The organism is Ruegeria sp. Alg231-54, assembly GCF_900143525.1.
Taxonomy (GTDB): Bacteria; Pseudomonadota; Alphaproteobacteria; order Rhodobacterales; family Rhodobacteraceae; genus Ruegeria.
This window is the reverse complement of record NZ_FREZ01000005.1, coordinates 127,130-150,462: the sequence shown is the minus strand read 5'-3', so window position 1 is coordinate 150,462 and position 23,333 is coordinate 127,130. Positions and strand designations below refer to the sequence as shown.

The 23,333-nt window shown below is 57.0% G+C and carries 22 protein-coding genes and 2 pseudogenes; 8 read left to right on the top strand and 16 right to left on the bottom strand.

Annotated elements, in window-relative coordinates; translation table 11 throughout:
• Positions 1-38: 38 nt before the first annotated feature.
• The 3 genes from DHN12_RS11365 to DHN12_RS11355 form a co-directional block, all read right to left on the bottom strand.
• Complete coding sequence (locus tag DHN12_RS11365) at positions 39-362, bottom strand: hypothetical protein (protein ID WP_108860302.1); 324 nt, start codon at positions 360-362, stop codon at positions 39-41.
• Between the two features lie 158 nt (positions 363-520).
• On the bottom strand, positions 521-2,320 hold the full coding sequence (locus DHN12_RS11360; RefSeq protein ID WP_108860301.1) for an ABC transporter ATP-binding protein/permease: 1,800 nt from the start codon (positions 2,318-2,320) through the stop codon (positions 521-523).
• Between the two features lie 79 nt (positions 2,321-2,399).
• The gene (locus DHN12_RS11355) at positions 2,400-3,737 is read right to left on the bottom strand and encodes a LysM peptidoglycan-binding domain-containing protein (protein ID WP_108860300.1); all 1,338 of its coding nucleotides are present in this window, start codon (positions 3,735-3,737) and stop codon (positions 2,400-2,402) included.
• A 126-nt stretch (positions 3,738-3,863) separates the two neighbouring features.
• Between DHN12_RS11355 and DHN12_RS11350 the strand changes: the two genes are divergently transcribed.
• Positions 3,864-4,415: a TIGR00730 family Rossman fold protein gene (locus tag DHN12_RS11350; protein WP_108860299.1), complete on the top strand. Its 552-nt coding sequence runs from the start codon at positions 3,864-3,866 to the stop codon at positions 4,413-4,415.
• 49 nt (positions 4,416-4,464) lie between these two features.
• Here DHN12_RS11350 and DHN12_RS11345 read toward each other — a convergent pair whose 3' ends face one another.
• Positions 4,465-4,917, bottom strand: coding sequence for a host attachment protein (locus tag DHN12_RS11345; RefSeq protein WP_108860298.1), 453 nt, complete (start codon positions 4,915-4,917; stop codon positions 4,465-4,467).
• 348 nt (positions 4,918-5,265) lie between these two features.
• Between DHN12_RS11345 and DHN12_RS11340 the strand changes: the two are divergent.
• The 3 genes and pseudogenes from DHN12_RS11340 to DHN12_RS24615 all read left to right on the top strand — a co-directional run bounded on the left by DHN12_RS11340 (position 5,266) and on the right by DHN12_RS24615 (position 8,443).
• Positions 5,266-6,631: pseudogene (locus tag DHN12_RS11340) on the top strand (transposase).
• Between the two features lie 409 nt (positions 6,632-7,040).
• Positions 7,041-8,093: a hypothetical protein gene (locus tag DHN12_RS11335; RefSeq protein ID WP_108860297.1), complete on the top strand. Its 1,053-nt coding sequence runs from the start codon at positions 7,041-7,043 to the stop codon at positions 8,091-8,093.
• Between the two features lie 125 nt (positions 8,094-8,218).
• A complete protein-coding gene (locus DHN12_RS24615; RefSeq protein WP_199913499.1) occupies positions 8,219-8,443 on the top strand; it encodes a hypothetical protein in 225 nt (74 codons plus the stop codon).
• On the opposite strand, the pseudogene DHN12_RS24815 reads toward DHN12_RS24615, so the two are convergent.
• Positions 8,436-8,724 (bottom strand): annotated as a pseudogene (locus DHN12_RS24815) (IS481 family transposase); the annotation flags it as partial. The gene DHN12_RS24615 and the pseudogene DHN12_RS24815 overlap by 8 nt on opposite strands.
• Before the next feature lie 129 nt (positions 8,725-8,853).
• The gene (locus DHN12_RS11325; protein ID WP_108860296.1) at positions 8,854-9,453 is read right to left on the bottom strand and encodes a superoxide dismutase; all 600 of its coding nucleotides are present in this window, start codon (positions 9,451-9,453) and stop codon (positions 8,854-8,856) included.
• A gap of 101 nt (positions 9,454-9,554) precedes the next feature.
• Between DHN12_RS11325 and DHN12_RS11320 the strand changes: the two genes are divergently transcribed.
• Positions 9,555-10,316: an FkbM family methyltransferase gene (locus DHN12_RS11320; protein WP_108860295.1), complete on the top strand. Its 762-nt coding sequence runs from the start codon at positions 9,555-9,557 to the stop codon at positions 10,314-10,316.
• A gap of 331 nt (positions 10,317-10,647) precedes the next feature.
• Here DHN12_RS11320 and DHN12_RS11315 read toward each other — a convergent pair whose 3' ends face one another.
• From DHN12_RS11315 to DHN12_RS11295, 5 genes are all read right to left on the bottom strand, one after another.
• A complete protein-coding gene (locus DHN12_RS11315) occupies positions 10,648-11,214 on the bottom strand; it encodes a sarcosine oxidase subunit gamma (protein ID WP_108860294.1) in 567 nt (188 codons plus the stop codon).
• Positions 11,207-14,221, bottom strand: a complete 3,015-nt coding sequence (locus DHN12_RS11310) for a sarcosine oxidase subunit alpha family protein (RefSeq protein ID WP_108860293.1) — start codon at positions 14,219-14,221, stop codon at positions 11,207-11,209. Before DHN12_RS11310 ends, DHN12_RS11315 begins: the two co-directional genes overlap by 8 nt.
• A 43-nt stretch (positions 14,222-14,264) precedes the next feature.
• Complete coding sequence (locus DHN12_RS11305; protein ID WP_108860292.1) at positions 14,265-14,594, bottom strand: sarcosine oxidase subunit delta; 330 nt, start codon at positions 14,592-14,594, stop codon at positions 14,265-14,267.
• A gap of 19 nt (positions 14,595-14,613) precedes the next feature.
• Complete coding sequence (locus tag DHN12_RS11300) at positions 14,614-15,411, bottom strand: FkbM family methyltransferase (RefSeq protein ID WP_159090018.1); 798 nt, start codon at positions 15,409-15,411, stop codon at positions 14,614-14,616.
• A gap of 109 nt (positions 15,412-15,520) precedes the next feature.
• Positions 15,521-16,765 carry a sarcosine oxidase subunit beta family protein gene (locus DHN12_RS11295; protein WP_108860433.1) on the bottom strand — a complete coding sequence of 415 codons (1,245 nt, stop codon included), beginning with the start codon at positions 16,763-16,765 and terminating at the stop codon, positions 15,521-15,523.
• Between the two features lie 196 nt (positions 16,766-16,961).
• On the opposite strand from DHN12_RS11295, the gene ccmI reads away from it, so the two are divergent.
• From ccmI to DHN12_RS11280, 3 genes are read left to right on the top strand one after another with little or no spacing between them, the layout of a single operon-like run.
• The gene (gene ccmI / locus DHN12_RS11290; protein WP_108860290.1) at positions 16,962-18,188 is read left to right on the top strand and encodes a c-type cytochrome biogenesis protein CcmI; all 1,227 of its coding nucleotides are present in this window, start codon (positions 16,962-16,964) and stop codon (positions 18,186-18,188) included.
• Complete coding sequence (ruvX, locus tag DHN12_RS11285) at positions 18,185-18,649, top strand: Holliday junction resolvase RuvX (protein WP_058274067.1); 465 nt, start codon at positions 18,185-18,187, stop codon at positions 18,647-18,649. Before ccmI ends, ruvX begins: the two co-directional genes overlap by 4 nt.
• Positions 18,650-18,667: 18 nt before the next feature.
• Positions 18,668-18,901, top strand: coding sequence for a DUF1289 domain-containing protein (locus tag DHN12_RS11280; RefSeq protein ID WP_058274068.1), 234 nt, complete (start codon positions 18,668-18,670; stop codon positions 18,899-18,901).
• Between the two features lie 268 nt (positions 18,902-19,169).
• Here the strand turns inward: DHN12_RS11280 and DHN12_RS11275 are convergent, their stop codons facing one another.
• The 5 genes from DHN12_RS11275 to DHN12_RS11255 all read right to left on the bottom strand — a co-directional run bounded on the left by DHN12_RS11275 (position 19,170) and on the right by DHN12_RS11255 (position 23,246).
• On the bottom strand, positions 19,170-19,898 hold the full coding sequence (locus DHN12_RS11275) for an STAS/SEC14 domain-containing protein (RefSeq protein WP_108860289.1): 729 nt from the start codon (positions 19,896-19,898) through the stop codon (positions 19,170-19,172).
• Positions 19,899-19,931: 33 nt separating this feature from the next.
• Positions 19,932-20,714: a hypothetical protein gene (locus DHN12_RS11270; protein WP_108860288.1), complete on the bottom strand. Its 783-nt coding sequence runs from the start codon at positions 20,712-20,714 to the stop codon at positions 19,932-19,934.
• Positions 20,711-21,535 (bottom strand): sulfite exporter TauE/SafE family protein, encoded by an 825-nt coding sequence (locus DHN12_RS11265; RefSeq protein WP_108860287.1) that lies wholly within the window; start codon positions 21,533-21,535, stop codon positions 20,711-20,713. Before DHN12_RS11265 ends, DHN12_RS11270 begins: the two co-directional genes overlap by 4 nt.
• Before the next feature lie 40 nt (positions 21,536-21,575).
• Positions 21,576-22,613 carry a tRNA dihydrouridine(20/20a) synthase DusA gene (dusA, locus tag DHN12_RS11260; protein ID WP_108860286.1) on the bottom strand — a complete coding sequence of 346 codons (1,038 nt, stop codon included), beginning with the start codon at positions 22,611-22,613 and terminating at the stop codon, positions 21,576-21,578.
• Positions 22,614-22,799: 186 nt separating this feature from the next.
• Positions 22,800-23,246, bottom strand: coding sequence for a phasin family protein (locus DHN12_RS11255; RefSeq protein WP_058275892.1), 447 nt, complete (start codon positions 23,244-23,246; stop codon positions 22,800-22,802).
• Positions 23,247-23,333: the final 87 nt, after the last annotated feature.

Here is a 23,333-nt window from a genome sequence, read left to right as displayed (position 1 = left end):
TTCGCCATTTTTCTTCTCCACGACTTAGTCTCTAAGCCTTAGTCGGTGAATACATATTCACCCAAATCACACAGATTCAGGCCGAAGTCTTCAGCCGACGACCCATCGTCGAACGCCCCCCGAATATCGTAGACACATGCGGTCAGACCATCCGCGATAACAACATCAATTTCATAATCGGGCGCGACATAGCCACCGCTCAGCAGGTTGCCCTCCCAGCTGCCGGAAGACGCAGGTGAGACATTGAACTCGACCAGATCCGCGCTGGACTCATTCACAACCAGAAATTCAAGATCCTCGGCAAATGCCGAAGTCGCCGTAAGAACAGTTGCGGCCAAGGCTGCTGCTGCACGCAATTTCATTAGATATTCCTTTGATTAAAGTCCGGCCAAAGAACCTGGCACCGTGACTTTTGGTGATTTGTCACCAAGGAAAATGAACGTCAAATTAAACTTGGAGGACTGAACGCATTTTTGCAGCGCTGTTCTGCCTGGTCTCTGGAAATACCCTGGTGACCGGATCAGGCGGCGTCCGCTTGCTGACGACTCCAGAGCTGCGCGTAACGGCCCTCGCGCTGCAAAAGCTGGTCATGGGTGCCTTGTTCAAGGATTTCACCGCGTTCCAGAACGACAATGCGGTCCGCTTCGGCAATCGTGCTAAGGCGGTGCGCGATCGTCAGCACGGTCCGTCCCTCACCAGCCCGCGCCAATGCGTCCTTGATGTCCTGTTCGGTGTCCGTATCCAGCGCCGAGGTCGCCTCGTCCAACAGTAGGATCGGCGGGTTCTTCAGAAGGGTGCGCGCAATGCCCACCCGTTGTTTCTCACCACCCGACAGCTTCAGGCCCCGCTCTCCAACCTTGGTGTCATAGCCTTCGGGCAAGGTCACGATAAAGTCGTGGATCTGCGCAGCTTTCGCGGCAGTTTCGACATCTTCCTGAGTGGCCCCATCCCGGCCATAGGCGATGTTGTACCGGATGGTATCATTGAACAGCACCGTGTCCTGCGGCACGACGCCGATGGCTGCATGCAGGCTGTTCAGGGTCACGTCGCGCACGTCCTGCCCGTCGATCTTCAATGCGCCCCCGGTGACATCGTAGAACCGGAACAGCAAGCGGCCTATCGTTGACTTACCCGAACCTGTGGCACCGACAATTGCAACAGTCTGGCCAGCAGGTACCGTCAGCGATACACCTTTAAGGATCTCGCGGTCCGCATCATAGCCAAAGCGCACATTGTCCAATGTCACCTCACCACCACTGACCACCAGATCTGGCGCGCCGGGCTTGTCCTGCACCTCGGTCGGTTGTTCCAACAGGTCGAACATCTGCCCCATATCCACCAGCGATTGGCGAATTTCCCGGTAGACGGTGCCTAGAAAGTTCAGCGGCACGGTGATCTGGATCATATAGGCGTTGACCATGACGAAATCGCCGACGGTCAGCGTACCCTGCTGCACCCCCATGGCCGCCAGGACCATCACGCCGATCAGTCCACAGGTGATCAGAAGGGACTGACCAAAATTCAGGAAGGCCAGCGAATACGCCGTCTTAAGCGCTGCCCCCGCATAGGCCTTCATCGACACGTCGTACCGTGCCGCCTCGCGCGATTCAGCATTGAAATACTTGACGGTTTCGAAATTCAGCAGGCTGTCGATGGCGCGTTGGTTGGCCTCGGTATCCTGATCGTTCATTTCGCGGCGCAGTTTCACCCGCCATTCGGTCACCGCAAAGGTGAACCAGATGTACAGCGCGATGGTGACAGCAACGACAACCAGATACCAGACGTCGAACAGCCACATCAGAATGATCGCGACCAGCAGCAGTTCCAGGATCAACGGACCGATGGAAAACAGCAAAAAGCGCAGCAGGAATTCCACGCCTTTCACCCCGCGCTCGATGATCCGGCTCAACCCCCCGGTGCGGCGCGTTACGTGGTAACGCATGGATAGCTGGTGGATGTGCTGGAAGGTCTCCAATGCCAGTGCGCGCAAGGCCCGCTGCCCTACCGGGGCAAAGGCCGCATCGCGTAACTGCTGGAAACCAACTGTCATCATGCGTGCGACGCCATACGCCACGGTCAGGCCAACAGCGCCCAAGGCCAGTGGCGGAACACCCTCGCCCGCCAGCCCATCGACAGCGCCCTTATAAAGGATAGGGGTATAGACGGCGATCAGCTTGGCCAGCACCAGCATACCCATGGCCAGAACGACGCGACGTTTTACCCAAGGCTCGTCCTCGGGCCACATATAAGGCGCAACCTTCCGGATCGTGCGCCAGCCGGAGCGGCGGTCGTCGGGCGTGGGCGTATCGGCTGAGGTCATTGGCGCTGCTCGTCTCATCACGTACCTGATCTGCGGTCAGAGATAGACCGCTGGCCCACCAAGGGCCAGCAGCAATAGTTCATTCCGGGATAGTAAAGATCTGGCCCGGATAAATCAGGTCAGGATCGCGGATCGCGCCGCGGTTGGCCTCGAACAGTTTCACGTACAGGATACCATCACCGAACCGGTCGCGCGAAATAGCCCAAAGCGTGTCGCCTTCCTGCACGGTCACCGCCCGGATTGGGGGCGTAACTGTTTCGCCCTCGGGCTCATCGCTGGCCTCTGCCGCGCGCAGCACCTCTAGCGGTTCGCGCTTGAACGGGGTTTCCAGGCGGCTGACCACTGTACCATCCGAGGCGATTTCATCGACGCGCAATGTATATATACCGGGATCAATTCCCTCGAGTTCGCTGCGCCATTTACCATCATCAACCGGTGACAGATCATCGACAAGCTGGTTGTCCAGATACAGTCGAACCGCAGACCCGTCCGGGACCCGGCCGGTAAGCTCTACGTCGCCAACGTCGGAATAGCCGATCGTGTCCAAAGCCACCTCGTCCGCAGCGTTGGGTTCGGCAGTTGGAGACTGAACCAGTTCAACCCCGTCCTCGCCGGAACGCAGGATGGCAACTTGTTGATTTTCATCGCCTTCTTCAGTGGCTTCTTGTGCCGTCTCCTGGGGTTGATCCGCAGACGGTTCCGCAGGCGCATCCGCCGTTTCGACATCCCCGGTCGTCGCTTCATCTGTTGGCTCTGACGAGGATGTGTCTTGCGCCCCTGCAGTTTCGTCGCCGGAGGGCGCGGCGTCACCCGTTTCTGCGGCGGCGATCTGCTCGGTTGTCGGTTCAGGCTCAGGTTCAGGTTCAGGTTCAGGCAAGGCTGCAATCAAATAGTCGTCCGAACGAACGGGTTGATCCTGGCCCGCAGTTTCCAAGGTAAGCCCGCGTGCATCGTCTGAGAATGGGATCGAAAGGAACTCGGCAAACTGACCGGTGTTATCGACGGTAAAGCTGTGCACTTGCTCACCATCCAGCAAGACACGAACATCCGTGCCTGGCTCTGCATTGCCGGAAAGAACAGTATTGCCGTCCGGCTCAACAAAGATCTGGTCCAGAGTCGGTGGCGCGACACCCGGGTCGGCCTCAGCCGTTTCCGTCGCTGGTGCGGTCGCGGAATCAGACGTATCAGCGGTTTCCGGTTCCTCAATTGCCGTGCTCTGATCCTCGGACGTGGTGGAAACCGAACTGGCCTCTTCCGTGGTTTGGACGGCGGTGTCTTGCTGCGGTGAAGCTTCCTGAGGACCCGTCCCGAAGACGCCGGACAGGTACAACCCGCCCGCCCCGACCAATGCAACGATGCCGGCAATCACCCCCCAGATGAAAGTACCGGAGCTTTCGCTTCCCGACTTGGAGTTCATTCTTTTCCTTTCGCTCCGCAGCGCAAGTGCTTTGAGTAAAACACATTCTGCCTAACGGTTGAGCCAATCTATCAATCCCGCTATCACGGGTCAAAACACCATATACAAGCCCGGAGAAGCCATCCCATGTCTCAGAAATCTGTCTGTGTGTATTGCGGGTCACGAAATGGCGCGAATCCGGCCTATTCCGACGCAGCGCAACACTTCGGAACCCTTTTGGCCGAAGAAGGCTGGCGGCTGGTCTACGGGGCCGGGGATGTGGGGCTAATGGGTGAAGTAGCGCGGGCCGCGCAAGCCGCCGGTGGTGACACGTTTGGCGTCATCCCGGTGCACCTTCTGCAACGCGAAGTCGGCAAGACGGATTTGACCCGTTTCGTGGTCACCGAGACGATGCACGAGCGCAAGAAGGTCATGATCATGAACGCCGATGCGGTTATTGTCCTGCCCGGCGGTCCGGGGTCGCTGGATGAGTTGTTCGAGGCGCTCACCTGGCGGCAACTGGGCCTGCACGACAAGCCAATTCTGGTCATGAATGTGGATGGCTATTGGGATACGCTGCACGCGCTGTTGCAACAGGTCATCGGCCAAGGCTTTGCAGACGCATCGTTGTCGGATTTCATCACATGGGTCGATGGGCCGGAGGCTGCAATGTCAGAGCTCAGGAAAGTTCTTACTTAGGCTGTCCGGTATACGGGCGGTCAGGACCGCCCGTTTGTTTTCGCCGATTTCAAGTCGCAGGGGCAAGGCGTTGGCGCAACACCTGTTCAACTTTATGCAGCGGGTGATTGGTCAGCGTTTTATCCACCTCGGCAACCACTTTTCCCAGCACTTCGCTGTGCAACCGCCGACGCAGCAACCCCAGAACGTGCGGGCTGGCCACCAGGACCAGACGTTTATAGGCCCCTTTTAAACCCTTACGGTTCAACAGGTTGGCGACATCCTGCACGAACAGGGATTTCGCGTGGGTTTTCCATTTGCTCTCTTCCACGGCCGATTTCTGATGTGGTGCCGTGTCAAAACGACGACCGGCCCGGTCCGAAGGCTTGGTCCTTGGTCCATCGCTTTCTTCTACGGATACGACAACCAGATTGGGATCTTCAGCGTCGGTGATATTCTCCATGAACAGCGCCTTTTCCCCGTCGGCGATGACAACCCATGTTCCCTGTGCAAGTTCGACCATTGTGTTCTCCTGTAATGGCGTTTTTTGGCCATCCCTCATGCGTCAGGCACAACTTACCCGAGACGCACCGAAGTCATTCGGCGCGTTGCCTGACCGTTTTCTTAGTGGTTTACGGCTCTCTCCCTCCGCATACTTTAGCTAGGTATTGCGGGACGGCGTACAATAGGTCTCAATTCGAAAGTTGACGTATAGGCAGGTTTTCTCCAGCGGCGGAGTTGCAGGATAGCACCGGTAACGTCGAATGGCCTTTTTTTTCAGAAGTCAGCTTTGTCCGGATACTGTTAAAAAAGTCCGTTGATTGGTTGTTGTTGCTCTGATTCACTTGCAATGAAAGTGGAGGGTTCGGCATTGATGGGATCAAGGCAGATGGCGCACGGCGCGCTGCTCTATGAATCTCATTGAAGCGTTTGTGCCGCAGGACCACCCGTTACGGGGGATTGATCGGTTTCTTGACTTATCAGATGTACGTCCGTTGCTTTCGCCGTTTTACAGTTTGCATGGCCGCCCTTCGATTGATCCTGAGTTGATGATCCGGATGTTGTTGCTTGGCTATTGCATGGGCAACCGGTCCGTGCGACGGCTTTGCCAAGAGGTGAATGTCAATCTGGCTTACCGCTGGAATTGCAGGCTGGACCTGGCCGATCCAGTGCCGGATTATTCTACCTTCTCGAAGAACCGTCACGACCGTTGCCGTGAAAGTGGCCTGTTCCGGCAACTGTTCGATGCGGTTTTACAACGCTGCATGGATGACGGCCTAGTCGGTGGTCACAGCTTTGACGTTGATGCTAGTCTGATCCCGGCCAATGCGAACCAGATGCGTGGGACTGATGGCAAAAAAGGTTTGCCATCGGATCTGACGTCGCGCGCAGTAGATGAAGATACTGAGACACTCGATCACGTTGCTTTGGGAGCAGCGACAAAGGTAATCCACAAATACATCTCGTCGGTCGATCCAGCTGCTCGTTGGACAGGAGCAGATGGAGTGCCCATACTTTGCCTATTCTACCAACTACTTGGTGGATTTGGACAATGCGGTCATTGGGATGTCGAACCGACGGCCCCAATGCGGCCCGCTGAAGCGCGAGCCGGAAGGGACATGATTGACCGGATACAGGATCGATTTGGGATCAAACCTGATAAGCTTTTGGGTGATACAGGCTATGGATCAGCCGAGATGTTGGGCTAGCTGCTGGAAGATCGTCAAATCGAACCCTACATTCCGGTCTGCGACAAATCCAAACGAACCGATGGAACATTCTCTCGTGAGGATTTTGCATATGATCCAGCGACCGATAGCTACTCTTGCCTAGGAGGCCAATCGCTTCAAACGTACCGAAGGAAGTTCTCAAAGCCGCGTGTTGCGAACCTGGGAAAAGACGGGTTTATCAAATACCGCGGATCCAAACTGGATTGCGAACTATGCTCCTTGAAGCCGATGTGCTGTCCAACACAACCGGCGCGAAATTTGCTCCGCTCGGTTCATGAAGCCGCACGCGATGTCGCCCGGGATATCCGCAAGACAGACGCCGAGATGACCTCGTTCATCCAGCGACGAAAGGTCGAGATACTATTTGCGCTCCTCAAAAGATACATCGGCTTGCGGGTGATGCTGCTTCGCGGCCCCAAAGGTGCAACAGAACAGTCCCAACTCGCAGGAACCGCCCAAAACCTACGCAATCTGGCCAAATCGGGGCCATCACCAGCGCCTGCGTGAAGGGAAGCGCGGCTGGCCTGCTTTTTGATCAACATCAAGCACGCCAAAACATCGCCTTCTTCAACAGTATCCGAACAGAATAGCCATTCAACAAGTTGGCTCAACGTTGACATCAAGGATTCTGCATAGACCATCCAGATCCGGACCTTACCTTATTCGACACCACGGCGCTCAATATGGGGCGTGAGAATGGTTGGTTCAGAGTTCAGTTGCAGTTCCAGGCTGGCATCTGGCATTTTTTGGCATGGTGAACGGTCAAGATGGCAACATCAATGCCCAGTCTTCCTGAAAAGTATTACCCAAACACAATGCAACCGTGGCTTGGTACGTGATATCGCAAAGCGTCCAATTCTTGCCATCATCTTTTGCCACTTAGAGAAAAAGAAAGATAAGCTAGAGGGTTTTGGGCATGACCGTTGCAACTCAGGCAGACCGCAAAAGCGAGAGCTTGCCGTGGATTAGGAACGCACAATTCGATATTGGGTTCATCTTCGGGTTACTCGCACTGTCGCTATTAACCGGGTTAGTCATCCTCTGGGAGCCAAGCTTGTTTTATCCGATCCTTGTGATCGACCTTTGGGTTTTGGGCTATCACCATGTGATATCGACTTTTACGCGCATATGTTTCGATAAGGAGAGCTTTCAGGAACACAAATTTCTGATGGTCGGACTGTTGCCCATTGTTATTGTTGGCACGCTCGGCATTGTTTGGGCGTTTGGGCTCTGGACGATCGTCACCATCTACTTTTATTGGCAATGGTGGCACTACACCCGTCAAAGCTGGGGTATTTCGCGCGCTTATCGTGGGAAAGATCGCAATGCAATATATGAAAATGGCTGGTTAGATCAGGCGATATTTTATTCTATTCCAGTGTTCGGCATTGTCAGTCGCTCAGCTGAACAACATCAGACATTTATCGGCATGGAGCTTTGGTCCATTCCAGTGACGTCTCAAATCTCTGAACTTTTTGGCTATATCGCAATCGCACTGCTGATATACTGGCTGCTTGCCCGTGTGCGAGCAGCTGCACTTGGTCGACTAGCTACTGTTCACACGATGTACTTGCTAAGCCACTTTGCAATTTTCTTTCTTGGTTACTTGGCAACAAGTGACATTACGCTGGGTTGGCTTATGATCAACATCTGGCACAATGCGCAGTACATCTTGTTTGTCTGGATGTACAACAACAAGCGGTTCAGTAATGGCGTCGACCCAAATGCGAAATTTCTTTCGTACATTTCGCAGAACGGGCGGATGTGGCTCTACATGCTCACCTGTCTTGCAATCACCGGTATTGTCTACTGGGGCGTGCTTCGGGCTCTTGATTGGCTGTTTTTTGCGGGCCTCTCAGCGACGATTGTGCTCTATCAGATTGTGAACTTCCATCACTACATGATTGACACAAAAATCTGGAAACTGCGCAAACCTAAAATTCAGCAAACACTCCAGATTGACAGCTGATTGCCGGCCATGGTGGTAAAGCCATTGAGTCCGCGAAGGCGACTATCCGAAGCCTATGTAGCCAACCCGGCTGATAACGCCTAGCTGGATTGCCTGTGCACAGTTGCTATCGCCCTGGACGTCGAATGTCTGAAGGTGCCGCTAACACCAGTTTCAGGGAGGTATTCAAGCTCAATGGATCGGCAGGTGCTGACCTCTTTTTCGTTTTGGGCGGCTACATTGTTACTGCAGTACTGCTACAGGCATTTGCGGACGAGGATTCCATAGAAGTGATGCACTATGCGACAAAACGCATCCGGCGGATCGGGCCTGCCTGTGTTTTTGTCGTTGCGTTGGTCGTCGTCGGCTAAGACGAGGAATGGAGGGCTGTAGAGCATATAAACAGTCATCAAGCGGTAGCAAAGTATGACGCCAAAAGGCAACGATCACCGCCTCTTCATCTTTGCTTGGAACAGTCGATCTCGGCTCCTTTGGTCCTGTCCTCAACCGTTTGGCGCTTTCGCCGTCTGGAAACGGTTTTCACGTTGATTCCAGGTTCGCGGCTCAGCTCCGCATTCAAAGCTTGCGATCGCTGTATTGTTGCGCGGATGACATGCGTTGTCGTGGCGCAGCCGTGACGTATCTGTCCCATAAGATTCCATCGAATGGATCGCACCATCAAACCTTCGGATCAAACACCCAGAAGCAACCATCTAAATAAGGAAAAGCCTGCCAACGTCACCGCCAGCAGGCCTTTGAAAAACCCTTATTAGGTTATTAGTCACATCCGCGATGCAACGTTGTCCCAGTTCACCAGATTGTCGAGGAAGTTCGACAGGTAAGCCGGACGCTTGTTGCGGAAATCGATGTAGTAGGAGTGCTCCCACACGTCGCAACCCAGCAGCGCGGTTTGACCAAAGCACAGCGGGTTCACGCCGTTCTCGGTCTTGGTCACGGCCAGCGAGCCGTCTGCGTTTTTGACCAGCCACGCCCAGCCCGAACCGAACTGACCGGCACCAGCAGCGCTGAACTGCGACTTGAACTCGTCAACCGAGCCAAAGCTCTCGGTCAGGGCTTTTTCCAGGTCACCGGGCATTGCGCTGCCGCCGGGGCCCATCATTTCCCAAAACTGGTTGTGGTTCCACAATTGGCTGATGTTGTTGAAGATGCCGTTTTGCGCGACGGCATTTGCGTCGTAGGTGCCAACGATGATCTCTTCCAGCGACTTGCCGTCCCACTCGGTGCCGGCGATCAGCTTGTTGCCGTTGTCGACATAGGCCTTGTGGTGCAGGTCGTGGTGATATTCCAGTGTTTCCGCGGACATACCCTTGGCTGCCAGCGCGTCATGTGCATAAGGAAGATCAGGAAGTTCAAAAGCCATATCGGCCCCCTGTTAAAAATGTAAGTTGCGGTTCCCAAGGTTAAATGCTTTGGCAGCCGCCGCAGGTCAAGAGCCGAGACAAGAAAACCCGGAGGCAGGCGATGCTTACACAGGCGCGCAAGATGTTTTACCGCGCCCGCGGATACTATGCGGGCCAGTTGAATGGCGAGCCGTTTCGGCTGGACCCTTATCATTCGAAATTTTGGCGCAAGGCGTCTGATGGCAAGTGGGAGCCTGAAACCTTCGCGGTACTCGACAAGTATCTGTCGGCAGATCGGGATTATCTGGACATCGGCGCGTGGATTGGCCCCACGGTCCTGTACGGTGCCCGCAAGGCGCGGCACGTCTGGTGTTTCGAACCGGACCCGACGGCATTTCGGCATCTGGCCTGGAACCTCGAGTTGAACGACATCCACAACGTTTCGGCCTTTGGCGTGGCGTTGTCGGATCAGTTCGGAGTGGCACGCATGGCGTCGGTACGCGGCGAGCCGGGCGATTCCACCAGCTCACTTTTGCATGACGGAACACACGGCAACGACGCCTTGACGATCGCATGGGACCAGTTCGAGGCCGCGAATGACCTGTCGGGTGTATCTCTGGTCAAGATGGATATTGAGGGGGCTGAGTTTTTTGTGCTGCCAACGATCCTGCCCTGGTTGAAACGGACGCGACCTACTCTGTACCTCTCACTCCACTCACCGCTTTTGCCCGAAGAAGACAGGTACCAGCGGACATCGGACCTGCTGGAAAGCCTCTCCTTTTATTCTGAAGTAAGCGACGAAACCGGAAGCCCGCTGGATGTGCAAAAAGCGCTCAGCCCAACGGAAATAACTCGGTACCGCACGGTACTTTTTTCTAACTAGTAATGCGGCCGCTAGCCCTGTCTAAGTGGTTGTTTCCTCACTTACCAATCTGGCGGGTGCTAGTTGAATAGCACCCACGGAAGAGTTTTTTAGAAAGCAAAATGACAGCATCGCCTACGGGGATTGCTGAGACGATCTTTTCCGTACAATCAGTTCTGGCTGATACTGTCGAATACAAATGTGAAATCACGAAGTCGGACGGCCATGGCTGGATCGCGCCAGTTTTGCGCATACAAGCGCTGCCAACAAACCATATGGTTCGGGAGTTTGCAGCGTAACCACCGGGTAAAGAAAACCCCGGCGTAGCCGGGGCTTTTCAGTTCACTTCGGTTCAGTAAACCCCAACCTCGCTGCCGGGCTGCGCCGCAACTTTAAGCAGCTTGAACACGTAGTCCGCGGCCGATCGGAAACAGACAACGCGGAAGGTTTCAGCGTCATCCATCCAGAACGCCCCTGCCACCTGAGCCAAGCGCGAGCGGCGGATCTGACCGGGTTGAAATGCCTCAGCCGACAGCTCGACTGGGGCAAGTTTGCCCAACACCTCACGCGCATTGCTGCCCGAGATACTGAACACGGCGCGGGCGTCCGAGACGTTGACGGCCAACGCGTGTGTACCGCTTAGCGCGTTGGTCATGGCCGCCAGTTTGGCCTCAACCTCGGCGTAAGGAACAAGCACCAACAATTCATCGGTGGACATCCAGCAGACGCCGGAATCACCGTAGACCAAGGCTTCGCGCTGACCGGGCATCTTCTGACCCGTTGCGTCCTTGACGGCCTTGGCCAACACCTTGTCGGACAGGTCGCCGCGCAAGGTAATCATACCCTGCAGGCCACATTCCCGGACCTTGGCGATGCCATCATAGCTTGCGTGGTTCAGTGCGCTGATGGGTTCAGACATTCTGCTTCTCCCCGTCCTTATCGAAGAAGATCGGGTCCACGATCTTAGCTTTGTAGGTTTTGCCATCGGTACCCGGGAACTCGACGATCTCGCCCATGCGGTCGGGACCGTGCTTGATCAGACCCATTGCGATGCCCTTGCCCAGATTGGCCGAGTAATAGGTCGAGGTCACCCGCCCGATCATATTGCGCTGCCCGTTGGCATTGACGCCCTCGCCGACTGCGTAAGCTCCGTCAGGGATGACCGAACCATCCACAGTCTCAAGACCAACCAGTTTCCAGCGGTCCGGATCGGCCATGTGGCTGCGCGAATGGGCACGTTTTCCGAGGTAGTCCTCTTTCTTTTTCGAAAGCGCCCAGTTCAGCCCCAGATCCTGCGGGATCACGGTGCCGTCGGTCTCGTCCCCGATCATGATAAAGCCCTTCTCGGCCCGCAGGATGTGCAGACATTCCGTGCCGTAAGGCATCACGCCGAATTCTTTGCCCGCCTCCGTCAGGGCATCCCAGAACGCCTGACCCTGCGATGCGGGAACCGCGATCTCATAAGACAACTCGCCAGAGAACGAGATGCGGTAAGCGCGGCAGTCAAACTCACCGATCTTGCCATCACGCCATTCCATGAAGGGCAGCGCTTCTTTCGAAACATCCGTACCGCCCAATTTTTCCAACACCTTGCGGGCGTTGGGGCCAACCACCGCGACCTGCGCGTATTGCTCGGTCACGTTGGCGACGTAGACTTTCCAGTCCCACCACTCAGTCTGCAGCCATTCCTCCATATGGGCATGGATGCGCTCCGCTCCGCCGGTGGTTGTGTGGCACAGCCAGGTATCCTCGTCGATGCGGGCCACAACACCGTCGTCGATCAGGAACCCGTTTTCCGAACACATCAGGCCATAGCGGCATTTGCCGACCTTCAGCGTGGACATCATGTTGGTGTACATCATGTCGAGGAACTTGCCGGCGTCCGGGCCTTTGACGATCAGTTTACCCAGTGTGGACGCGTCCAGCAGACCAAGGTTTTCGCGGGTGTTCTTGACCTCACGGTTTACTGCGTCGTGCACGGACTCACCGGGGCGCACATATGCGTAGTTCCGGCGCCAGTGGCCGACCGGTTCCCAATCCGCGCCGTTCTTGTCGTGCCAGTTGTGCATCGGCGTCTGACGGATCGGTTGGAACACGTCGCCACGCGCTTCGCCCCCAATCGCCCCCATCGAAATGGGCGTGTATGGCGGACGGAACGTGGTGGTGCCCACCTTCGGAATTTCCGATTCCAGTGCATCAGCAAGAATCGCCAGCCCGTTGATATTGCTTAACTTACCCTGATCTGTCGCCATACCCAGTGTAGTGTATCGCTTAGTATGCTCGACGCTTTCATAGCCCTCGCGCGCGGCCAGTTGCACGTCAGAGACTTTGACGTCGTTCTGGAAGTCCAGCCAGGATTTCATGCGTAACTGCACTTCGGCGTTGGCGGGCATCAGCCAGACCGCTTGCATAGCGGCCTCTTTCGTGGCCTCACCAGCCGGAGCTTTGGTGTTCTTTGGCTTGAAGCCAGCTGCTTTGGCGGCCGCTTTGCCCGCAGCGTGCGCGTCCGTCAGGACATCGCCCAATGCCAGAGGGCCATTAGACGCACCGGCAGCCACAACAAATCCCTCGCCGTTGGCCCCCAGTGGTGGCCGCGCCGGATCAGGGCGGAAATGCGCGTGCGCCTCGTCCCAAATCAGCTTGCCGCCGCAATGCGACCACATGTGAACAACCGGGGACCAACCGCCAGACATGGCAACCGCGTCGCACTCAACTTCTTCGCGAGCGCCACCGATACCTTCCTGATTGCAGATTTCGACCTTTTTAACGCGCTTGCCGCCTTTGACTTTGGCAATGGCTTTGCCGGGGTCGACCCGGATGCCAAGCTGTCGCGCCTCTTCGGCCAGCGGTCCGGCCGCAGCGCGCGCATCAATAACACGCAGAACATCGACACCCGCCTGTTTGAGGATGATCGCTGTGCGATATGCGTCGTCATTGTTGGTCGCAACGATCACACGTTCGCCCGGGGTTACGCCCCAATTCACCACATAGTCGCGCATGGCCGCGGCCAGCATGACGCCCGGCACATCATTGCCCGCAAATGACAGCGGACGTTCGATTGCGCCTGTCGCAGTGACGACCTGCTTGGCCCGGATACGCCACAGGCGATGACGTGGACCTTGTGTGCCCGGTTTATGGTCGTTCAGACGCTCATACCCCAGCACATAACCATGGTCGTAGACGCCCGCGCCCATGCAGCGGTTGCGCATGATAACGTTGTCCATTGTTTCCAGTTTGGAAACCATTTGTTCCACGAACTTATCCACAGGCTCATCATTGATGGTCCCGCCATCGACCGGAGCACGCCCACCCCAATGCGCGGTTTGCTCGATCAGCAGAACCTTGGCACCGGTCTCGGCCGCAGCCATGGCCGCCTGCAACCCGGCGACGCCGCCACCGATCACCAGAACGTCGGTGAAGGCGTAGAAGTGCTCATAGGTATCCGCGTCGCGGTTGTCCTTGTCGGGTGCTTTACCCAGACCGGCCGACCGCCGGATGATCGGCTCGTAGACGTGTTTCCAGAATGGCTTGGGGTGGATGAACGTCTTGTAGTAGAAGCCCGCCGGTAGGAACCGCGCCAGCGCTGTGTTCACGGCACCGATGTCGAATTCCAGGTTCGGCCAGTGGTTCTGTGAAAGTGACGTCAGACCGTTGAACAGCTCGGTCGTTGTGGCGCGCTGGTTCGGCTCGAACCGGTTGCCCTGCCCCAGGCCAACCAAAGCGTTCGGCTCTTCCGCACCGCTGGCGACAACACCGCGCGGCCGGTGGTATTTGAATGACCGGCCTATCATCATCTGATCATTGGCCAGCAGGGCCGAGGCAAGCGTGTCGCCCTCGTACCCCTGCATCGAGGTGCCGTTGAAGGTAAAGGTGACCTGTTTCGACCGGTCAATCAGCCGGCCTTGTTTTGCGAGACGGGTGCTCATGTTGCGGACCTTTCGCAGGCGGAATTAGGGATGGCAGCGCGGATCATTCGTACTCTCTCCACGTCCAGCCAGGGCGCTTTGCAGTGATCGCGTCCTTGAGTTCTTTCGGCGGCTCGGTGGTCTGGGCGGAATAGGTTCCGAACACTTCGAGCGTTTGTGTGCAGCGAACGGCGTGGAACCACTTGCCGCAGCCGTTGCTGTGGCGCCAGCGTTCGAAATGAACGCCTTTGGGGTTTTCACGCATGAACAGGTAGTCGTGGAATTCGACATCCGACGAGCCGGGACCGAAGCGTTTCAGATGCGCCTCACCTCCGGCGGACAGTTCAGATTCTTCGGCGTCGACGCCGCAATACGGGCAGTTCAGGATCAGCATTTGTTCATCACACCTATTTTCATTGAGTAGGTACGGGCTGTTCTTCGACAGCCAATGGAACCATGTTTTCAAAGTGGAACATGGCTTCGATGGGGATAGTGTTGGCGTTTGGGCGCACTCCGACAATGTCATCCGCAATCTGATACGCAATCATTCCAGCAGCATTTAATGTGGAAACGATCGATCCCTTGGATTCACGATTGCCAACATTGCATTCGATCAAGGCAACCTTGGTTTCGAGGCTGGAAAAGTCGACGCTGTTTAGGACAGCGACTTCGTGTCCCTCAACGTCCACCACAAGTACATCAGCTTTGCGAGTTCCATGCTCAGTCAGAATATCATCCAAACGTCTGGTACGCACTTCTGTGCTGACAACCGCGCTTTCCGGAATAGTTAATCCCTGTTTGCGATTGGCACGTTGCACCGCGCTTTCCATTCGACCTTTTTCGACGGAAGCACATCCACGCAGCCATCCCGGGCAGCTGCTCCTCAGGCGTTCATCCATATGATACAATGCCATCGTACCCGGTGACTCAGAAACCGCAGCGTTCACCAAGACAACGTTTGGATTTTTGCCATGCAAGCCCTCAAGTTCCTTGAAGTAAACCGGATGCGGTTCAATAAGCACACCTGTCCAAGTGTCTTTTGACCAATAGCGAAATAGTGGGTCCTCCAGTTTACCGTCATTTGCACCGACCTGAACAACGTGCATGTGCCCGGCCCGGGCATCCAAACTGGCAAGCAGGAAGTCCCGCATGGCAAGTTTGGATTTGCGGGGTCGCCCCGGCACGGAAGTCGGTAGGTCGTTCAGGTTCACAGGCTTGCTCCTTGCGCCAAACGAACGAAGCCACAAGCGCGACCCGACGGCATCGCAACCAAACTATTGTGTGCAGCGGAATATGCAGGGATGAACATTAGTCCACGCATCAGTGCGCCACCCCGGCGGCGACGCTTTCGTCGATGAAGCGGCCCTCTTTGAAGCGATCCAGCGTAAAGGCTTCGGTCAGCGGTGAGTGACCTGTGGCCATCAGCTGCGCCATGCCCCATCCCGATCCAGGGATCGACTTGAAGCCACCCGTGCCCCAGCCACAGTTGATAAAGCAGCCGCCCAAAGGCGTTTTTGACAGGATCGGAGACCGGTCACCGGTCATGTCCACAATCCCGCCCCACTGGCGCAGCATCTTCAGGCGCGAGATCATCGGGAAGGTTTCGACCAGTGCGCGAACGGTTTCTTCGATATGATGGAAGCTGCCGCGCTGGGTGTAGTTGTTGAAGGCATCAGTGCCGCCGCCGATCACCATCTCACCCTTGTCGGACTGAGACATATAGCCATGCACGGTGTTGGCCATCACCACCACGTCCATGCAGGGCTTGATCGGCTCGGACACCAACGCCTGCAGGGCAATGGCTTCAAGCGGCAAACGGAAGCCCGCCATCTCGGCCAGCTGACCGGAATGGCCCGCAACCACCATACCCAGCTTGTCACAGTCAATCGAACCCTTGGTGGTATCGACGCCAACGACGCGGCCATTCTCAGACCTGACGCCTTTGACCTCGCATTGCTGGATGATGTCCATGCCCATTGCGGAACAGGCGCGCGCATATCCCCAAGCCACGGCGTCGTGACGAGCGGTGCCCCCGCGTTCCTGCCACAATGCGCCCAGAACCGGATAGCGCGGGCCGTCGATGTTGATAATCGGTACCAGCTCCTTAACGCGCTCAGGGGTGATCCACTCGGTCTGCACACCTTGCAAAGCGTTGGCATGTGCCGTGCGCTGATAGCCGCGAATTTCGTGTTGAGTCTGCGCCAGCATCATGACGCCACGGGGGCTGAACATGATGTTATAGTTCAGTTCCTGGCTCAGATCCTCGTACAGGCTACGCGCTTTTTCGTAGATCGCTGCCGAAGGGTCCTGCAGATAGTTTGAGCGGATGATAGTCGTGTTCCGACCGGTGTTACCACCGCCCAGCCAGCCTTTTTCGATCACGGCGACATTCTGGATGCCGTAGTTCTTACCCAGATAATATGCTGTGGCCAGACCATGACCGCCCGCACCAACGATGATCACGTCGTATTTCTTCTTGGGTTCGGGCGAACGCCAGGCGCGTTCCCATCCGGTGTGATAGCGCAGCGCTTCGCGCGCTACAGCAAAGGCTGAATAGTGTTTCATAGGCGAATCCATCCGGTTCGGTGATTGCGCGAAGATATGCCGCGTAACGCCAGCGCGCCCCTGCCGTTCAACGCCGTAATATCGCACTATTGCGACATAGGCCCCATTATTGCGACACGAAGTCGGCCAGCGGCCATTTGTCCCTTTTGTCGGCCCGCCGAGAGGTCTAAGTCAGGGCAGCCACTTCGGAGAAGCCATGTCGTTCTGGGTCCTGATCATCCTAACAGCTGCCGTGACTGCAGTGTTCCTAGGCTATTCTATCCTGCGCTCGCGTGACACACGCGAACCCGCAGCGGCCTATGACCTGCGTGTTTATCGAGAACAATTGGCGGGCGTGGACAAGGATCTGGCCCGAGGTGTCATCGGGGAAGCAGATGCCGAGCGTGTACGCACCGAGATTTCACGCCGTATTCTGGCCGCAGACGCACAGATACAGGCACAGTCCACCCGACCGGGACCGCCACTTTGGGCCTCGGTCACCACGATCGCAGCCGTGGGTCTCATCCTGGTCGGCGGTGCGGCCTGGATGTACGACCGGATGGGTGCGGCGGGGCTGCCGGATCAACCTCTGTCGCTGCGCATTGATCGAGCGGAAACCTTGCGTGCGGAACGCCCCAGCCAAGCTGAATTCGAAGCCACCACAACACCAGCCCCCCTGCCGCAGCTGGAAAAAAGCTATGCGGCGCTTTTGGAGCAGTTACGTGAAACCGTCGAAGCGCGTCCCGATGACCTGCAAGGCCATGTTCTTTTGGCGCAACACGAGGCGAACGCAGGCAACTTTTCGGCCGCTTACAAGGCCCAGCTGCGCGTGATCGAATTGTCTGGCGACGCTGTCCCTGCAGACGCTTATTCGCATCTGGCCGAAATGATGATCTTGTCGGCGGGTGGATATGTATCCCCCGAAGCCGAAGCTGCATTGCGCGAAGCGTTAAAACGCGATCCGCGACATGGCCCGGCGCTGTATTACCTTGGCCAGATGATGGTGCAGGTCGGGCGCCCCGACATCGGGTATCGCATCTGGACCGACGCATTGCGCAACGCACCGGCCGGCGCGCCATGGGTCGACGCAATTCTGGCCCAACTGGATGAGCTGGCCTTTCGCGCAGGGGTGTTCAACGCGCCCGAGGTTTCGGCCCCCGCAGGACCCGGCCCAAGCCAGGATGACGTCGAGGCTGCCGCTGCGCTGACCCCGGAAGAACGACAAGAGATGATCCGAGGCATGGTTAATCAGCTCTCCGACCGGTTGGCCACCGAAGGAGGCGCGCCCGAGGATTGGGCCCGTCTGATCGCTGCACTGGGCGTTCTGGGCGAAGGACAGCGCGCGATCGACATAAGGAACGAAGCCATGGCAGTCTTTGCCGGAAACGCCGATGCGCTGGAGATCATCGACGCTGCCGCACTTCAGGCAGGTATTGCTCAATGATTTACGACGAGTTCGAAGACTTCGCCGCCGCATTGCCCCCTATGACTGCCCTGATGGGGTTGGATCTGGGCGAAAAGACCATCGGCGTGGCCGTGTCCGACCGGATGCGCGGCGTGGCCAGCCCGCTTGAGACCGTGCGACGCAAGAAATTCACCCTGGATTCGGCCCGATTGCTGGACATCATCGCGGACCGAGAGATTGGTGGTGTCGTACTCGGCCTGCCCAAAAACATGGACGGCACCGAAGGCCCCCGGTGCCAATCGACCCGCGCTTTTGCCCGAAATCTGTCACGTCTGACCGAGGTTTCAATCAGCTTCTGGGACGAACGGCTAAGCACAGTCGCGGCGGAAAAGGCACTTCTTGAGGCGGATACGTCACGAAAACGTCGCGGACAGGTTATCGATCACGTCGCGGCAGGCTATATTCTACAAGGAGCGCTGGATAGGCTGCGCTTTCTTTAAGGGCAACGGGGTATACCGATGACAAACATGGTCTGGAAAAGGAACGAGGTCGAGAGCCCTTGCATCCAGATATGCGTCGTGCACCCGACAGAGCGCATCTGTACCGGTTGTTATCGCACAATTGATGAGATCACGCGCTGGTCGAAAATGGACAGCGTTGAGCGTGCCGAAATCATGGAAGATCTGCCTGCGCGCAAACCCCGCCTTGCCAAACGTCGCGGTGGACGAGCTGCGCGTATGAACAAATCCTGATATCTACTTCTGGCTTTTTGGCTGAATTCGCGCCGCTGCGGGTCGGTCTGAACTCCGAGGGGGGATCAAGTTCGACGACATGCGTAAGTGAGTGGCAACCCACAGCGGCGCTCTTCAGCATTTAAGTTCTTCCGAAGTGGTCATACGGAAGACTAAAACACGTTTAATCTTTTTTTGACCGACTGATCAAGAAAAAATAAACAGCCGAAAATTCAACCTTACGTAATGGTAAAGCTAGGCGAAATCTTTCGCTCTGCCGGCCGCCGCCTTACCCGGCTGCAAGCCAGGATTTTGCGTTTTCGAAATCCTCAGAAGGGAAGAACTGCGTGCGGGCACGCAGAACGTGACTGGCGACACGCTGCGCCATATGCTGCCACGCTTTGTCCCCGACGATGGCGGCGCGATCCAGCATTCCCACATGCCCTCGGGCCAGGCGGAAATGCGCGGCTAGTGCGGTCAGCCCCTGCCAGCCGTCAAACTCGCGCAGGTCAATCAACAGACGGAACCCGTTCTTTGAACTCAGCAATGTATCCAGATCACGCTCTGCCTGCTGGTACTCTTCGGGATCCAATTTGCCCATCAGGCTGATCTGCACGCAGGGTCCGCCCAGATCGGTCACATGAATGGCCCCCAGCGACTCGCGCATCCAACGGCGCGCGGCCTCAAGTTCCGAAAGTTCAAACACCTGAACGGGGCATGGCAGAATCGGCGCGGCCAGACGGATGCTGGTCTGCACCCAGCCCTGATCAGCCGCAACTGCGATACGGTCAAACCCGCGCCAGTGGCTGAGACCCAGCTTGGTATCGGACCACGCGGCCCCAAGATCATAGCCTTTGAACTCTGGCTGCACGATCGCCAACAGACGCACCGCATCATGAGCCTCTAACGCCGCTTCGATCGCGGGGACCAATGTCTCGCTGTAATCTTTGCTTGTCACTTCGCCGGACAGCTCGACCTCAATCTGGGCCCCTTCAGAATGCGTATGAACCGTAATCATCAAAAACCTCCAAACCTGAATAATGGCAACAGGTTACGGGGATTCGATCCACTCGGCTACTCCCCCCGCGCATTCCGGACGAAAATAGGCGAACATCCGTCCATCCGGCCCGGCGGTCGCCGCTTTGGCCCAGGGTGCGACACCATGCAGGCAGTGGCGATGCAGCAGATAGGCCTCACCCGGTTTTGCAGGCAGTTCGATACGGGGGCAGGTTTCAAACACCTCACGACGGGCGGTCTGATATATGTCGGTGATGTCAATCTGGTGCAGACTGTCCGTGGGTTGGCCTTCCATGGCACGCTGAAAGGCTACCCCCAGCATCTTGTGGCTGCCTTCCCACAGAACCATCGGTGCGGCATCCGCGCTGGCCTCGGTTAATGGAATACCGAGGATCCATGCGTGTGGCTCATCCACCCGTCGTCGGCGATCCGGCCCCATCGGACGCAAACCGTCCACGTGCGCCGCGTCACGGTTCCGCCGGTATCTGCAGGCGGCTTCGTTTTCGCCACGACGTGGGCGGGGATAACCGGGATAAACGACCGAGACTTGCCCCTTGTGCAGTGGCAACCGCCCGTAATGTTCGGCGATAAAGTCCATCGCCTGTCCTGATAAAAGGTCTGATTGCCCCACCCTGCCCTGTGGATCGTTATCCAGCGCATCCACGCCGATGAACCACGTGCCTTCGCAATCCAGCCACTCCGCATAGGTTGGATCTGTAACCGAGGCGCGGGCTTGCGGCAAAGCGTGTTCGACCCATTGGGCAAGTGTCGGATCGTGTGGAAACCTGATCCAGCCCTTGTCCCAAAAATCGGTCATAGCCCCAGCGCCTTTCGCAGCATATTCAGGGCGACCAGCGTCAGAAACACCGCGAACACGCGCTTCAATGGCTTGGGGTCCATCGCATGCGCCAGCTTCACCCCCCAAGTCGCGGTGATCATCGTCATGGTCACGACAATTGCAAATGCTATCAAATTTACAGCGCCAACTGTAAACGGCGGGCGGTGTTCAGGCGCAATGTCCAAGAACAGAAAGCCCAGAACTGAAGGCACGGCGATGACCACGCCAAACCCGGCCGCCGTTGCAACCGCTCTGTGGATGGGCGTGTTGAACAGGCTCATCAGCGGCACGCCAAAGCTGCCGCCGCCAATGCCCATCAGAACTGAAAGGAACCCGACCGAAGGCGACAAAACGGCCCGCTTCACGCCCTTTGGCATCGCATCACCAAGCCGCCATTCCGATTTGCCCAAGCCCAGATAAGCACCAATGACCATACCCAACACTCCGAACAACGCCTGCAACGCTTCGGTTCGTAGCGCCGAGGCGACCAGCACGCCGACAATGGCCCCCACTGCAATTCCTGGCCCCCAGCCGCGCAGGATATCCCAGTCCACCGCGCCTTTCTTGTTATGCGCCAAGACGGATCGAAGTGAGGTGATGATGATGGTTGCCAGCGAGGTCGCAAGACACAGCTGCATCAACTGTGGGCCGCCATATCCAAGTGTTTGGAACGCATAGAAAAACGCTGGCACCAAAACGATCCCACCGCCAACACCCAGCATTCCGGCCAAGACACCGGCCAGCGCCCCGATTACAAGCAAAAGGCCCAGCATCTGGGCCAGTAACATCGTCTCGGGCATCACCCCCCCAAATCGACCATTTGGCCGTATCCTGTTCCTGTCAAACCTCCGCCAAAGGCGCGATGCTGTCCAGCGCCCGCAGCATCACCTCGGGACCTGCCCCGTCGTGAACCGCCCCCTCGGACAGGGACCGCCTCCAGGCGCGCGCACCGGGACGACCGGCGAACAGGCCCAGCATGTGACGCGTGATCTGGTGCAGACGACCGCCCCCGGCAAGGTGGTTTTCGACATAGGGCACCATTTTGTGAACGACATCAATCGGGTCGGCCACCTGCCTACTGCCGAAGATCATGGCATCCGCCTGGGCCAGAATATCCGTGGGTTGGTGATAGGCCGCACGGCCAATCATGACACCGTCCAGCCCGGCGTCCAGTTGCGCCTTTGCCTGTTCCAGAGACGTGATACCGCCATTGATCGAGATATGCAGGTCCGGGAACGCCGCTTTCATCCGATGCACAAGATCATAGTCCAAGGGGGGGATATCCCGGTTTTCCTTAGGGCTAAGCCCTTGCAACCAAGCCTTGCGCGCGTGGATTGTTACGCGTCGGCATCCGGCCGCATGAATGGCCTGCAGGAATTCAGGCAGAACCTGTTCCGGATTCTGATCATCGACCCCAATACGGCATTTGACCGTAACGTCGACATCAACAGCGTCGCGCATCGCGGCAACGCAATCAGCAACACGGGCGGGATCTTTCATCAGGACGGCCCCGAATGTACCCGATTGCACCCGATCTGAGGGACAACCGCAGTTCAGGTTGATCTCATCATACCCCGCTTGCGCGCCCAACCGGGCCGCCTGCGACACCTCCTCTGGGTCTGAACCGCCCAATTGTAGCGCGACGGGGTGTTCTTGCGAACTGAAGTCCAACAAATGCAATGCGCCACCCCGCACCAAAGCTGGGGCGGTTACCATTTCCGTGTATAGAAGTGTCTGCTGACTGAGCAGTCGGTGCACAAATCGGCAATGCCGGTCTGTCCAATCCATCATCGGCGCAACCGACAGCCTCGCAGCCTTGGCGACAAGGACGTTTGAAGCCGACTGGCGCTGTAAAACAGGGTTTGACGATGCGGTCATGGATGGGTCTCGGTGTACACTAAATAAGTGGCTTACTGCACCGGACGGCGTTTCGCAACCGAGGGCGCACTGTGGTCAAGACGCGCACCAAAAAGACGCTCCGCCAACAAAGAAAGGGCAGGTCTTTCGACCTGCCCTGCGCGATAGCACCGATTGGGAGGAGTGGGTGCGCCTCGCGGCGTTTGCTTACTTGGCAGCAGTTGCCTTCTTGGCAGCTGCGGTCACGTCGTTGGTGGCTTTTTTAACGGCCGCGGTTGTGTCTTCGGCTACGTCTTTGCCAGCTGCCATCAGCAGCTCAACGGTTTCGGACTGAACTTTTTTTGCGATCTCTGCGAAGGCTGCCATGTTTTCAGCTGCAACTTCAGCCGATGCGCTGGCGAAGTCGGTGGCCGCTTTGGCGTAGTCTGCAGGCTCTGCCTTGGCTTTCGACATCTCGGTCAGCTTGGCCAGGGTGTCCTTGGTCCATTTACTCGAAATCTCAGCCGACTTTTCAGCCGCTTCCAGCGCAACACCCGACAGCTTTTCGTTCAGCGTCGCGGTCGATTTGAAAGCACCTTCCAGAGCGGTGGTGTCAACGGGGAACGCGCCCATAACGTCTTTCAGGGTCGCGGTGAAGTCTTGCGTCTTTGCCATGTCTAAAATCCTTTTGCCGAACCGGGCCCACCCCGGTTTTCATCAGCTTGACGACAATATGGATGCCGCATTGCAGCATTGCAAGAA